We start from the raw sequence: 13211 nt of genomic DNA, 5'->3' as shown, positions 1-13211 counted from the left end.
ACCGTGGAACTATATCTGAAGGTTCGTCTGGCTGTTTCGGAAGGGATGACGCAGCGTCAGGCGGCGAAGCATTTCAACATATCGCGCGACAGCGTGGCGAAGATGGTGTCGTATTCGACGCCACCCGGTTACCAGCGGCGATCACCGATCCGGCGCCCGAAGCTGGATGCGTTTGTTTCGACGATCGAGCATTGGCTCGACGAGGACCTGAAGGTGCCGCGCAAGCAGCGCCATACCGCCAGGCGGGTATTTGACCGCCTGCGCGACGAGTGCGGGTTCACCGGCGGCTACACGATCATCAAGGACTACATGCGCGAGCGGGATCAGCGCCGGCAGGAAGTGTTCGTGCCACTTGCCCATCCGCCGGGCCACGCGCAGGCCGATTTCGGCGAGGCGATGGTGGTGATCGGTGGTATAGAGCAGAAGGCCCGCTTCTTCGTGCTGGATCTTCCGCATAGTGATGGCTGCTATGTTCGGGCCTATCCGGCGGCGGTGGCCGAGGCCTGGGTGGACGGTCACATCCATGCATTCGCCTTCTTCGGGGGCGTGCCGCAATCGATCGTCTATGACAACGATCGCTGCCTTGTTGCCAAGATCCTGCCCGACGGCACCCGCAAGCGGGCGGCGTTGTTCAGCGGCTTCCTGTCCCACTACCTGATCCGCGATCGATATGGCCGTCCCGGAAAGGGCAATGACAAAGGGAATGTCGAGGGCCTTGTGGGCTACGCCCGGCGCAACTTCATGGTGCCGATCCCGCAGTTTGCGACATGGGATGCGTTCAACGCCTTTCTGGAGGAGCAGTGCCGCAAACGCCAGCGCGACAGGCTGCGCGGCGAGAGCGAGACGATCGGCGAGCGCCTGCAGCGGGATTTGGCGGCCATGCGTCCATTGCCGGCATCACCCTTCGATGCCTGCGATCAGGCCAGCACAAGCGTAACGGCCCAGTCTCTGGTACGCTACAAGACCAACGACTATTCCGTGCCTGTCGCCTACGGTCATCAGGACGTCTGGGTGCGGGGCTATGTCGACGAGGTGGTGATCGGCTGCCGTGGCGAGATCATTGCTCGCCATCCGCGATGCTGGGATCGGGAAGACGTCGTCTTCGACCCTATCCACTACCTGCCGCTGATCGAGCAGAAGATCAATTCTCTGGATCAGGCTGCACCTCTCCAAGGCTGGGACCTGCCCGGAGAGTTCGCCACACTGCGTCGCCTGATGGAAGGTCGCATGGCCAAGCATGGGCGGCGGGAATACGTGCAGGTTCTGCGCCTGCTGGAAAGCTTCGAACTCGCCGATCTGCATGCGGCCGTTAAGCAGGCCATTCAACTCGGCGCGATCGGTTTCGATGCGGTGAAGCATCTGATCCTGTGCCGGGTCGAGCGCCGGCCACCGCGGTTGGATTTGGCGATCTATCCTTACCTGCCACGGGCGACGGTCGAGAAGACCTCGGCAAAGGCGTATATGCGCCTCCTGTCGCCTGATGCGGGAGAAGCGGCATGAGCACTGAAGCACCCGAGATCCTGCTCGCGCACTATCTCAAGGCCCTGAAGCTGCCGACCTTCCAGCGCGAGCACCAGAAGCTGGCCCGGCTATGCGCAACCGAGGGCGTCGATCACGTCGGCTACCTGTTCCGGCTTGCCGAACGGGAAACGATCGAGCGGGATCGCCGCAAGGTCGAACGCCGGATCAAGGCGGCCAAATTCCCTGTCGTCAAAAGCCTCGACAGTTTCAACTTCGCCGCCATCCCCAAGCTCAACAAGATGCAGGTGCTGGAACTGGCGCGCTGCGAATGGATCGATCGGCGCGAGAACGTCATCGCTCTCGGTCCCAGCGGCACGGGCAAGACGCATGTGGCTCTCGGCCTCGGCCTGGCCGCCTGCCAGAAGGGCTTGTCCGTCGGCTTCACCACGGCCGCCGCCCTGGTCAGTGAGATGATGGAGGCGCGTGATGAGCGGCGTCTTCTCCGCTTCCAGAAGCAAATGGCGGCCTACAAGCTACTGATCATCGACGAGCTGGGCTTCGTCCCGCTATCAAAGACCGGCGCGGAGTTGCTGTTCGAGCTGATCTCGCAACGCTATGAGCGCGGTGCCACCCTGATCACCAGCAATCTGCCTTTCGACGAATGGACCGAAACCCTGGGATCCGAGCGTCTGACCGGCGCCCTGCTCGATCGCATCACCCACCACGTCAACATCCTCGAGATGAACGGCGACAGCTACCGTCTCGCCCAAAGCCGCGCCCGAAAGGCCGGCTGAAGCCTTCTCTGAAAATCGCCGCGCGCGCCTGAGACCCCCGCTCGGGCTACGCCCTCCCGGCGGTCTCAGGCGCGCGCCAAGGTGGCCGACTTTTGCTCCGCCCCGTGGCCGGTTTTTACTCCGCCGTTGACATCTTCGAGGTCGGGCTCTAAGCGGGTGTCGCCGAGCGTCGCGACGAGGGCGTCGAAGATGTCGGTGACGGCGGCGGCGACGGTGTTGCCCTCGGGCAGCGGCCTCGGATCGGGTTCGTCCTGGAACGGGCGCCAGCCGTAGAGCTGGAGTTCGGTGAGGGTGTGATCGGTCTGGGAGGAGGTGTGGACCGGCTCGTCGCCTGCGGAATAGGTTTCGTTCGTCATCGGGAGCGTCCTTCGTCTGGAGACCGCGCCCATCGCGGCCTTCGCAGGCGTCGAAGCGCACGGGCGGGACGGGTTGGCAGCCCTCGCCCGCTCCGCGAGGGCCTTGATGGCCGGGGGTGGGCTATTTTGACTTTCGCGATGCAAAGGCGGGGTTCGTCCCCGCCGGCGGAAAATAGTCCAAACCCGGCCATTGCCTGCCCGGCCCGTTTGTGCGCCGATCGCCCTCTCCGAAGGCCGTGGGCGCGGGACTCTCCGACGATGGATGCACCTGCCGATGGCGAAAGACTGAAACCGGCAGAGGATGACGCTGGGCCGCGCCTCCGGGACCGATCACGACCTCACCTCTCCATGAACCGGCGGACGTCTTCAGGATGAAGCTGATCCTTCAGACGCGCCCGGAGGGCATCGGCGCCGTGGCGTCGCAGATCATCGTTGAAATCGCCGTTGAGCGGCGTGAGCGACATCGCCTCGATCCCGAGGCTCTCTGCTCTGGCGGCCAGGCCGTCTCTTGCACCGTCCCCGGCCGGGTCGCGATCCCTGACGACATAGAGCCGGCGCAGCGACGGCGGGAACAGGATGGCAGCGAGGTGAGCGGCCGAAAGCGCCGCCAGCATCGGCATGCGGGGCAGAACCTGACGGGGCGACAGCACGGTCTCGATGCCCTCGCCGGCGGCGAGAACCTCAGCGGCGGTTCCGAAGCGGACAGCGTGCCCGAGAAGGACGCCCATCGCCCGCCGCGGTGTTTCGACAGCCGCCTTGCCGGAACCGTCCGGGGCGAGCCAGGTGCGATGCGCGCCGGTCTGCTGGCCCGCAAGATCGGTGACGGCGGCAACGAGTGCCGGCCGGATCTCGGTGGGTGAAGACTCGTCGGGTCTATAGTAGCACCTCGGATGGTAGCGCAGCGCGGTGGTGTCCGAGAGGGAGGTGATCGCCCGCCCGTTGAGGTAGATCGCCGCAAGGGTGCCGTGGATCGGCTGCGCCATGGCGAAGAGGCGGCGCGACGCTTCAGGCGAACCGGGCACGCTGCTGGATGTGCTGCCGGTCGGCGTCCTCGTCTTCTCCGGTTCAGGATGCGGGAGGGCAAGGAAACGGCGCGCTTCCTCGGCCACGTCCTTGAAGTCGACAAGGCCAAGCGCCTCGCGGATGACGTCGAGCAGATCGCCATGCTCCCCGGTGGCCATGTCGGTCCATTTCCCCGCCGCGCCCTTGCCGGAACCCGGGCCGGTCAGGCGCACGAACATCGAGCGGCCAGGAGTGTTCTGCACATCGCCGACCAGCCAATATCGCCCGGCGCGGTGGCCGGACGAGAGATAGTGGCGGCAGACCGCCTCGGCCTCTCGGCCGAGACGGGTCGCCAGTTCGAAGGCGTCGTGACGCGGCATCAGGCTGCCTCCCGTTCACCGATGCGCTCGACCGGCCAGCGGTCGAAGAGCTTGGCCAGCACGGCGGGTCCGCTGGCATCGACTGGCACGAACATGCGCAGCTTCCAGGAGATGATCTCGTGGAAGAGGCCGTATGCCGTGAGACGCTGGCGCATGGTGTCGGTGAAGCCGGAAAGCTCGATGCGGTTCACCCCCATGACGCGGACCCGGCGAAGCTGGAGGCCCTCGGAGAGATCGAGGATCGTCCGGCCTTCCATCAGCGCCGCGAAAGCATCCTTCGGCGTGACCTTCGCGATGCCGGTCGTGGTCGCGTTCGCGGCCCAGGCCGGGGAGACCTTGCGGCCGATGATGCGCTCGCCCGCGTCAGACTGGAGGCGATAGACGCGGGTGGACTCGTTCGGCAGCCGTTTCCAGATCGGCAGCAGCAAGCCCGTCACCATATGCAGGGTGCTGTCTGCGAACTCCGGCACCTCCGCAAGTTCCGCATTCCAGGCCGCAGCGAATGCGTCCCGGTCGGCCTCGACCCAATGGGTCTCGCCCATCATCCTGATGGGGATATTGTGTGCTTCCATCGGCCGGATCAGCCTGACGCGGCGCTCGATCTCGCCATCGTCCAGCATGACGCTGGTGGTGGGGATTTGCACCGCCGCGCGGCCTGAGCGCCCGTTGATCAGGAGCTTCGCGCGCGGATCGTCGAGTTCCGCTAGGGCGGCATCGAGCATGACGGGCCGGTTGCGCTTGCGTTCGGTGATCGTCAGCAGGCTGGTCTCGGCCCCGGTGCGGGGATGGGTGTAGATCACCTGACGGTCGGTGACGGTGAAGCTCTCGGCGCGCAGCGTCTCCAGCCCAGCGTCATAGATGCCGGACGCGATGGCGCCCTCGATCCGCGCGGTCAGAAGCTGCTCGAAAGCGCTGAAGAGAACGCCCTGAAGCTCGACGGTCAGCGCCAGCAGCCGGTTCAAGAAAGTCGTGATGGCGGGCAGCTCGTCCTTGATGCCGTTCGCGTCCATCAGTTTCAACCCGGTGGCGGATTCGAAGCGTTCGAGCGAACATCCCTCGACCTTGCCGCGCACCAGCAGGAGATAGAGCTGGCGCAGCGCGTCGCGGGCGTAGGGACTTTCCAGATTGTCCTCGGGCCGGAACAGGCCCTGGCCGCCGGTCTGGCGCTGGCCGCGCGTGATCGCGCCCAAAGTGTCGAGGCGGCGGGCAATCGTGCTGAGGAAGCGCTTCTCGGCTTTCACATTGGTCGAGATCGGCCGGAACAGCGGCGGCTGCGCCTGATTGGTGCGATGCGTCCGGCCAAGGCCCTGGATGGCGGCGTCCGCCTTCCAGCCGGCTTCGAGCAGGTAATGGACGCGCAGCCGGGTGTTCTTCGCTGACAGTTCGGCGTGATAGCTGCGCCCGGTGCCGCCGGCATCGGAGAACACCAGCACCCGCTTCTGATCGTCCATGAAGGCTTGCGTCTCGGCCAGGTTGGCCGAACCGGCGCGACTTTCCACGACGAGCCGGTCGATGGTAACGCCGCCGCCGCGCTTGCGGACGATACGACGCGAGCGGCCCGTGACCTCCGCCACCGTGTCGGTGCCGAAATGCTGGATGATCTGGTCGAGCGCGCCGGGAACCGGCGGCAAGCTGGCGAGGTTGGCGATCATCTCGTCGCGCCGGGCCGCGGCCTCGCGGCTCTCGACCGGCTGGCCATCACGATAGACCGGGCGCGACGACAGGTTGCCCTCCGAATCCGTGAACGGCTCATAAAGCTGCACCGGGAAGGAATGAGCGAGGTAGTCTAGGACATACTCGCGCGGCGACAGGTCCATTTTCAGATCGCCCCATTCCTCGGTGGGGATCTCTGCCAGCCGCCGTTCCATCAGCGCCTCGCCGGTCGAGACGATCTGGATGACGGAAGAATGTCCCGCTTCCAGATCGGCCGTGATGGACCGGATCAGCGTCGGGGTTTTCATCGACGTCAACAGGTGCCCGAAGAACCTCTGCTTGGCGCTCTCAAAGGCCGAGCGGGCGGCGGACTTGGCCTGCCGGTTCAGCGTGCCGGACCCGCCCTCGCCGCCGGTGATGTTGGCGGCCTGCATCGCCGCATCGAGATTGTTATGGATGATGGCGAAGGCATCGGCATAGCTGTCGTAGATGCGGACCTGTTCAGGGGTCAGTTCGTGGTCGAGCAACTCGTATTCCACGCCTTTGAAGGACAGCGAGCGGGCGGTGTAGAGGCCAAGCGCCCGCAGGTCGCGCGCCAGCACCTCCATCGCCGCGACGCCGCCGGCCTCGATCGCCTCGACGAACTCCGCCCTGGTCGAGAATGGGAAATCCTCGCCGCCCCAGAGACCGAGCCGCTGCGCATAGGCGAGATTGTGGACGGTGGTGGCGCCGGTGGCCGAGACATAGACCACGCGGGCCTGCGGCAGGGCGTGCTGGAGGCGCAGCCCGGCACGGCCCTGCTGGCTGGCGGCGACATCGCCGCGTTCTCCCTTGCCTCCTGCGGCATTGGCCATTGCGTGCGCCTCGTCGAAAATCACCACTCCATCGAAGTCGGAACCCAACCATTCGACGATCTGCCTGACCCTGGAAATCCTTTCTCCGCGGTCGTCGGAGCGCAGCGTGGCATAGGTTAGAAATAGGATGCCTTCGTTCAGGGTGATCTTTGCGCCTTGCGGGAATCGCGACAGCGGCGTGACCAGCAGCCGCTCCATGCCAAGCGCCGACCAGTCGCGCTGCGCATCCTCCAGCAGCTTGTCGGACTTCGAGATCCAGACCGCCTTGCGCCGCCCCTGCATCCAGTTGTCGAGGATGATCGCTGCGGATTCCCGGCCCTTGCCGACGCCGGTGCCATCGCCGACCATGAACCCTTGGCGGAAGCGGACGGCGCCCTTGGCGTCCTCCGGCGTGGCAGCAAGATTGTCGAGCGTGTCGTCCACCGTCCAAGCCCCGGCGAGGAATCCCATATGGGCCTCGCCGGCATAGATCACCGTCTCCAACTGCGCCTCGGACAGCCTGCCGAGAATGTCTTTGGGCAGCACCGGACGATAGCTCGGCTTCGGCGGCGCGATGCTCGCCATCGAGGCCGACTGCACGAGCTGGGTCGGATGCGCCTGCGCCCCGGCGATGCGGATGGTCTGAAGACCGTATTCCTCGTAGATCGCGTCGGAGAGGCGGCCGCCCTCGGCCGGTTCCCAATCCACGATCTCGTAGGCGACCGGCACGGCCTCCGGTTCCGCAAGGGGCGCGTCGGGCGCGGATCGCGCGGCGCGGTTGACATAGCCGCGCACGGTGCGCGGCGCGGTCGGTCGTGCCACCGGCACGGCCAGGCCGGGATCGACGGGAAGCCTGGCCGGAAGTTGCTCCGCCAGCCAGCCCATCAGGGTGGCAACATCCGACGCCACACCGGGCGCTGCCGGGAACACCGCCGGGTCTTCGGCGGGCAGCTTGTCGATGACGGTCAGCCGCGTGTCGATGGTGGTGCCGTGCTTGGCATAGACCGATCCATCGATGACGGCCGAGAAGACCACGCGGCCGCGCTCCTGCAGCCGTTTCCAGTTAGCCGTCCAGGCCGGATTGTCGGGGGCGAAGCTCGCGCCGGTGATGGTGACGAGCCGCCCGCCGGGCGCAAGGCGCGCCAGCGTCGAGGCGACATGGCGGAAGGCGGCATCAGCCACGCGGCCCTCGACATGGGCCATGACCGAGAACGGCGGGTTCATCAGCACCACTGTCGGGATCAGGCCGGGATCGAGATGATCGTCGATCTGGGCGGCGTCGAAGCGGGTGATGGACAGGGCCGGAAAGAGGGAGGAAAGCAGGCCGGCGCGGACCTCGGCCAGTTCGTTGACGAGCAGCGCACCGCCGGCGATCTCGGCCAGGATGGCGAGGAGCCCGGTGCCGGCCGAGGGCTCCAGCACGCGGTCGGCGTGCGTGATCGCCGCCGCCGTCACCGCAGCGAAGCCGAGAGGGATCGGGGTGGAGAACTGCTGGAAGGTCTGCGCTTCCTCGGAACGCCGGGTGTGGGTCGGCAGGAGCCCGGCAATTTTCGTAAGCTGCGGCAGGATTGCCGACGGAGACCCGGCTTTGCGGAAAAGTGCATTGCCGTATTTGCGCAGGAAGAGGACGGTCGCCGCCTCGCAGGCATCATAGGCGGTCTTCCAGTCCCAAGCGCCGGCGGCATCGGACGTGCCGAAGGCGGCCTCCATGGCGCCGCGCAGCGTGGCGGCGTCGACACGCTGACCGCGTTCCAGATGCGGCAGCAGCAGACCGGCAGCGGTGAAAACGCAGGCCGCGGTCTCAGCGTCATGGTCGAACGGAAGCGGCGCGGTGGCGGATGCCGCCGCGGATGCGGAAATCATGTTCATCGGGGATTCCTCGGGAGAGCAAGTCAGGATCAAGCCGGGCAGCGCTCTCTCTCGACCGCACCGGCTCAAACCCCTTCCGGCCCATCTCTCGCTCTGAAGCCGTGGCGAAAGCAGGCATGAAACAAGCGCCCGACCGTCAGGCTGGGCGCTTGTGGGTTTCAGTCGATGGCCTGGAAAATCGCCGCCGCCTCCGCGTGATCGGCGGCATGCTCGTAGAGGCGACCATAGCCCTCGGCGAGTTCGTCGTCATCGTAGCGGAAGGAAAGATGCGAGAAGGCGAAGAGCGTGGCGATGATCCCGGCGGCATCGCTTGAGACCTCGCCCTCGAAGCCGTTGCCTTCGCAGAACAGGCGGCAACGGGGCTTTGAGGTCGGCGCGAGATAGAGCGGCTGGCCGGCGCGTTCGTAGAAATCCCAGAGCCCGCCGCCGTAATCGCCGGGGCTGAGTATCTCCATGAAGCGAAAGACGGTATGCTCGCCGATGATGAGCAGGCGCCGGCCAAAAAGGCGCGGCAGGAAGTCCATGCGGCGCTCGTCGGGGACGCGGATTGCGGATTGGGAAGCAAGTTCGGGCAAAGCCATGATCGGTCTCCGAGAGGGAAAGGGGCACCTGCCGGACGACCCTCTCTCAACCCGTCCGGGGGCACCTGTTCCCGGCCCTCCTTTCGCTCTGGGGGCTTGAAGTGGACCATTATCTGGACCATCTTGTGCAGAATAGCGGAGAACATCTGGAGTGATATGCGATGAGGGTTTCTGTCACCGAGGCGAAGGGGCAGCTCACCGAACTGGTGAAGCGGGCCGAAGCCGGCGACGAGGTGATCCTGACGCGGCGGGGCCACGAGGTCGCCCGCCTCGTGCCGGTTGCCGTGGTGGCGACCCCGAAAGGCCGGCGCGCGCTGATGGAGCGGGTCCGGGCCACGGCGCGGGGCAAGGCATTGCCCGGCGCGGCTGCCGCGCGCAGCCAGGATTTCCTCTACGGGGATGACGGGATGCCGGCATGATCGCCGTCGATACCTCGGCGCTGATGGCCATCGTGCTGGACGAGCCGCAGGCCGAGACCTGCATGGTGGCGATCGAGGCGGCAGACGGCCTGCTGATCTCGGCCGGAACAGTGGCCGAGGCGCTGATCGTCGCCGGGCGGCGCAATGTCGGTGAAGAGATCGCCGCCCTGGTCGAGGGCCTTGGGTTCGAGGTGGTCTCCGTCACTGAAGCCTCGGCACGCAGGATCGCCGAAGCCTATGCCCGCTGGGGCAAGGGCGTTCATCCCGCCGGACTCAACTACGGGGATTGCTTCGCCTATGAGGTCGCCAGCGAACGCGGCTGCCCGTTGCTCTTCGTCGGCGACGACTTCTCACGGACGGACCTGCTGTCGGTTCTGTGAGGCAGCGCAGAAGGGTTTCAGCCGAAGCGCTTTCCATCAACTGTGAAGCTGTATTCGTTGGCAACGATGGCCTCATCGACCGCCTCATCCGAAGTCAGGTAGTCGTATTCGCGCTCAAGCTGGCGATAAAGCCAACGGGCGAGATCGCGCAATGCCTCCATGACGGTCTCCTCGGCATCGGCGGTCATGTCCTGCCAGGTCGGGCTGTCGCGGGTGACCGAGATCGCCATGCAGTATTCGTGATAGTATCGCCCCCGATGGGTCGCCTCGGCGGTCAACTGGTAGAAGTTGCGGCGTTGCGCCTGGTGCAGGGCATCCGCGATGCGGTGCAGCTCCACATCCTTCGGCGCATAGGTACGGATTTCCGCCGCCGTGCCTTTGCGATAGGAATAGTGGCCTTCGAACGCGGCGCCATCGCCCTGCGACCAGAAGCCCGTAAACCAGATGCAAGGCTCTTGTCGCACGCCGCCGCCCATGAGGCGGACGGTGCGGCTCTTGATGCGGATGCCGAGGATGTCCGCGATCCGCCGGAAATCCTCATAGACGGCATCGTACCAATCGTAGTCGAAGCCGCCCTCGCGATACCAGGCGCGGGCATTGTCTTTCGCGGCTTCGGAAAGCTCGTCGAGCCGATAGACCGTGGTTTCGATGACGTCAGGCATTGGGGTCGCCCCCGTCCAGAACGGTGGAAAGCCAACCGTCGGTGTAGATCCAGTCCACCGTCTCGCCGGTGGCGAGGTCGAGGACATGCGCGCCGCCCCCGAACCCGTCGATTCTCGGACGTGAGCAGGTATTGGCGTATTGCATCCCCCATAGCCCGGTCAGGCCGAACGCGGCGGCACAGCGTTTGACGAACTGGATGACATGCTCGGGATCGCCGGTGCCGTCATCGCGCATCCAGAGCTGGGTGCCGCCATGTTCGGGCTGGATCGAAAGCATGAAGCCGTCCGAGGGCGGATCTTCGGCGGCGTTTTCGCGCGCCAGCGCGTTGTAGAGATCAAGCGCGCGGGCGGCGTTCTCGGGGCTGCCCACGTCGAGCAGGCAGGAGAAATGGGTGAAGTAGTCGGCCATGTCAGGCTCCTGAAACGAGAAGGCCCGGCGCGGGGCCGGGCCTAGTGGATGGAAAGGGGCGACAGGTCAGGCAGCTTGTGGCAGCCGCAGCAGATCGGCAGTCGTCTCGCGCCAGAAGGGATCGACCAGCCGCGCCTCGAGCAGGCTGGCGCGGTGGCGGAGATCACGAGCCGATACCGCATCGCCGCGCCCGGATGCCGTGAAGGCCATGCCCCGCAGACGGCTGGCCTCCGTGACGGTGCGGCGAGCCTCGGCGTCGGAGGCGACCGGATGCTGCCAGAGCACGATCCCGGCCCGGACCTCACCGGCAAGGACAAGGCCCAGTTCGTTGTCCTGAATGACCATGACGCGGGGGCGAAAGCGCAGCGCATCGCCCTGTCCAACGCGGAAATCACCGCGCGCAACGCGCTGGCTGGCGATGATCAACGCCTCTTCGGGGGATTGGCACTGGCCGATGACGAGCGTGCGCTCGAAGCCGCCGACGTCATCGCTTTCGTCATCGCTGGCGATACCGATGCAGGAGATGCGCAGCGGCAGCTTCTGGGCATGACGCAGCCGGGGCAGGATCTGTCGCGCGACAATTTCGCCGATCGAGGCGAAAGTGGTGTGGTGGGAAAGGCTCATGGGGAATGCTCCGCGACGGACGGCGGAAGCCCCTCTCCCGCCTCACAATCCGTCACGGCCAACCGGCCCGCACTCTTACTCTCCCGTCCCGACGGTGGATCGTCCCGCACCTCGGCGGGACGATCCGGCGATCAGCACCAGGGCTCACGCCGCCCGGCCCAGGTTCTCGCCAGCCCTTCATCGACGAGAATATCGCCGACATCGCGGCCTTCGACGCGTATCGCCGCCAGGGTCCGGCCATAGCGGTCGGTCCCCTGACGCAGGATTTCGACCCGCCGACCTTGCAGGATTTCCGCCAGCCTGATCTTCGCTTGCCGGGCAAGGTCGGTTTCATGGATGCAGCGGCCCTCCATTTCGGGAGCGTCGATGTTGAATATCCGAACAGCTTCGGACTGCTGTCCCATACCCAGCCGGATCGAGTCACCGTCCCAGACGCGGATTTCCGCCGGTTCGCAGGAAGCCGTGCAGAGCAGGACGGAGATGACGATATGGCTGAGCATGGCAAGAGGCTTTCATAAGGGGGAGGCTGACGCGACTGCTCAGACTTCTTCCTGAAGTCGGCCATTGACGCAATGCGGATCGACCTCCGCCTCGATCCGCTGCGTCCGCCCCATCCAAGGCGCCGGGTGGATTGCCCGCGCCCAATCGGCGAAGGACGGGATACGGCCCAGATCCTCGCGGACATGCTGCTCCCCGACCCATCGGGCCGGGATCACCCTGCCGGTGGACAGGGTGATCGTCGCCCCGAAAATGGTCTCGGCCATGAAGATGCCCTCGGCATGGTGGCGAAGCGCGCGATGACGAAAATCGGCCAGGATCTCCTTGCTGGCATCGAACCAGCTATGGATGGGCAAGTAATCCTCGACCGTGCCGCCCCATTTCTTCACCGACGAGAGCGCATGATGATAGGGATGTGCCATTTCCACCCCCTCAGAACTCGTGACTGTAGAATTCGGTGGCGGTGTAGCGCTCGTTGTAGTCGAGCGTGATGGTGCGCGCCGCCACATCGAAGCTGAACTCGCCATAGGCGCCATCATTGTTCTCCCAGCCGCCATGGGTTTCCGAGAGGAAGTCATAGGCGAGCTGTTCGATGGCCGCCTCAACGCCCATTGAGATTGCGGTCACCTTGTCGGTTCCCCATGCCACCGTGGCAATGGTGATCTCGCCCTGCGGCAGGTCCACGGTCCGGTCGTCCGATTGCGCGGTGATGTCCTCGATCTGGCCGCTGTCGCCAGAACCGTCGAAGGTGACGGTCACGAGAGTGATGCCTGCGGCGGCCAGCGCATCGAACAGCGCCGTCTTGTTGTCGGGACGGACCGCTTCAGCGCGACGGTTGCGCTCATCGCGCTCGGCGAAGAAGCGCGCGACGCTGGCGGCCATGTCGAATTCCGGCGTGGCTGGTTTGTCGGTATCGGTCATTGGATGATCCTCCAGGAGAGCGGGATGATATGGCCCGGCGGCGCTCTCCTCTCCTTCCGCCAGGCTCGCCCCGATCCCGGCCCAACTCTCCCTTTCCAGAGCCGAGGCGAGGCCTCGGCACCGCCGCTGGCGATGCGCAGCCTGCGCATGGCACAAGGCCCGGCTGCGCCTGACGCGGGCCGGGCCGTCGGGCGGAGGCGCTTTCGCGCCTCAGCCGAAGGGATCGAGTTCGAGCTTCACCATCTCTTCGTCGCCGTCGAACTCGTCGGCGGGCATGGCGCCGTTATCCTGACTCTGTGTTCTGTCTTACCGCTGTGACGTTCGCAGCACACGATCAACGTTGACGACATTCCCCTTCGCTTGAGGTGA

The 13211-nt window shown here is 65.7% G+C and carries 13 protein-coding genes and 1 pseudogene; 4 read left to right on the top strand and 10 right to left on the bottom strand.

The window, feature by feature from the left end; translation table 11 throughout:
* The first annotated feature begins 45 nt into the window (after nucleotides 1-45).
* Entirely contained in the window at nucleotides 46-1500 is a 1455-nt protein-coding gene (gene istA, locus shn_RS02305) for an IS21 family transposase (RefSeq protein ID WP_084437716.1), read from the top strand.
* Complete coding sequence (gene istB / locus shn_RS02300; protein ID WP_064328977.1) at nucleotides 1497-2255, top strand: IS21-like element helper ATPase IstB; 759 nt, start codon at nucleotides 1497-1499, stop codon at nucleotides 2253-2255. The genes istA and istB overlap by 4 nt, the downstream gene beginning before the upstream one ends.
* Nucleotides 2256-2383: 128 nt before the next feature.
* On the opposite strand, the pseudogene shn_RS02295 reads toward istB, so the two are convergent.
* From shn_RS02295 to shn_RS02280, 4 genes and pseudogenes are all read right to left on the bottom strand, one after another.
* A pseudogene (locus shn_RS02295) lies at nucleotides 2384-2611 on the bottom strand (hypothetical protein); the annotation flags it as partial.
* 338 nt (nucleotides 2612-2949) lie between these two features.
* A complete protein-coding gene (locus shn_RS02290) occupies nucleotides 2950-3993 on the bottom strand; it encodes a toprim domain-containing protein (RefSeq protein WP_036749060.1) in 1044 nt (347 codons plus the stop codon).
* A complete protein-coding gene (locus shn_RS02285) occupies nucleotides 3993-8348 on the bottom strand; it encodes a strawberry notch-like NTP hydrolase domain-containing protein (RefSeq protein WP_012092617.1) in 4356 nt (1451 codons plus the stop codon). The genes shn_RS02290 and shn_RS02285 overlap by 1 nt, the downstream gene beginning before the upstream one ends.
* Nucleotides 8349-8506: 158 nt before the next feature.
* A complete protein-coding gene (locus shn_RS02280) occupies nucleotides 8507-8929 on the bottom strand; it encodes an antirestriction protein (RefSeq protein WP_012092616.1) in 423 nt (140 codons plus the stop codon).
* Between the two features lie 161 nt (nucleotides 8930-9090).
* Between shn_RS02280 and shn_RS02275 the strand changes: the two genes are divergently transcribed.
* Together shn_RS02275 and shn_RS02270 are read left to right on the top strand one after the other, a co-directional pair.
* On the top strand, nucleotides 9091-9348 hold the full coding sequence (locus shn_RS02275) for a type II toxin-antitoxin system Phd/YefM family antitoxin (protein ID WP_028034381.1): 258 nt from the start codon (nucleotides 9091-9093) through the stop codon (nucleotides 9346-9348).
* Nucleotides 9345-9728 (top strand): type II toxin-antitoxin system VapC family toxin, encoded by a 384-nt coding sequence (locus shn_RS02270; RefSeq protein WP_012092614.1) that lies wholly within the window; start codon nucleotides 9345-9347, stop codon nucleotides 9726-9728. Before shn_RS02275 ends, shn_RS02270 begins: the two co-directional genes overlap by 4 nt.
* 17 nt (nucleotides 9729-9745) lie before the next feature.
* On the opposite strand, the gene shn_RS02265 is transcribed toward shn_RS02270, so the two are convergent.
* From shn_RS02265 to shn_RS02240, 6 genes are all read right to left on the bottom strand, one after another.
* Complete coding sequence (locus tag shn_RS02265; RefSeq protein ID WP_012092613.1) at nucleotides 9746-10390, bottom strand: hypothetical protein; 645 nt, start codon at nucleotides 10388-10390, stop codon at nucleotides 9746-9748.
* A complete protein-coding gene (locus shn_RS02260; protein WP_012092612.1) occupies nucleotides 10383-10799 on the bottom strand; it encodes a hypothetical protein in 417 nt (138 codons plus the stop codon). Before shn_RS02260 ends, shn_RS02265 begins: the two co-directional genes overlap by 8 nt.
* 66 nt (nucleotides 10800-10865) lie before the next feature.
* Complete coding sequence (locus shn_RS02255; RefSeq protein ID WP_012092611.1) at nucleotides 10866-11423, bottom strand: hypothetical protein; 558 nt, start codon at nucleotides 11421-11423, stop codon at nucleotides 10866-10868.
* A 131-nt stretch (nucleotides 11424-11554) separates the two neighbouring features.
* A complete protein-coding gene (locus shn_RS02250; protein ID WP_012092610.1) occupies nucleotides 11555-11923 on the bottom strand; it encodes a thermonuclease family protein in 369 nt (122 codons plus the stop codon).
* 39 nt (nucleotides 11924-11962) lie between these two features.
* On the bottom strand, nucleotides 11963-12343 hold the full coding sequence (locus shn_RS02245) for a hypothetical protein (protein WP_012092609.1): 381 nt from the start codon (nucleotides 12341-12343) through the stop codon (nucleotides 11963-11965).
* Nucleotides 12344-12353: 10 nt separating this feature from the next.
* Nucleotides 12354-12842: a DUF6878 family protein gene (locus tag shn_RS02240; RefSeq protein WP_012092608.1), complete on the bottom strand. Its 489-nt coding sequence runs from the start codon at nucleotides 12840-12842 to the stop codon at nucleotides 12354-12356.
* Between the last annotated feature and the right edge of the window lie 369 nt (nucleotides 12843-13211).

This window comes from Shinella sp. HZN7 (assembly GCF_001652565.1).
In the GTDB taxonomy this organism is placed as follows: Bacteria; Pseudomonadota; Alphaproteobacteria; order Rhizobiales; family Rhizobiaceae; genus Shinella; species Shinella granuli.
The sequence above is the reverse complement of the archived record's forward strand: the minus strand, read 5'-3'. Positions and strand labels throughout refer to the sequence as shown.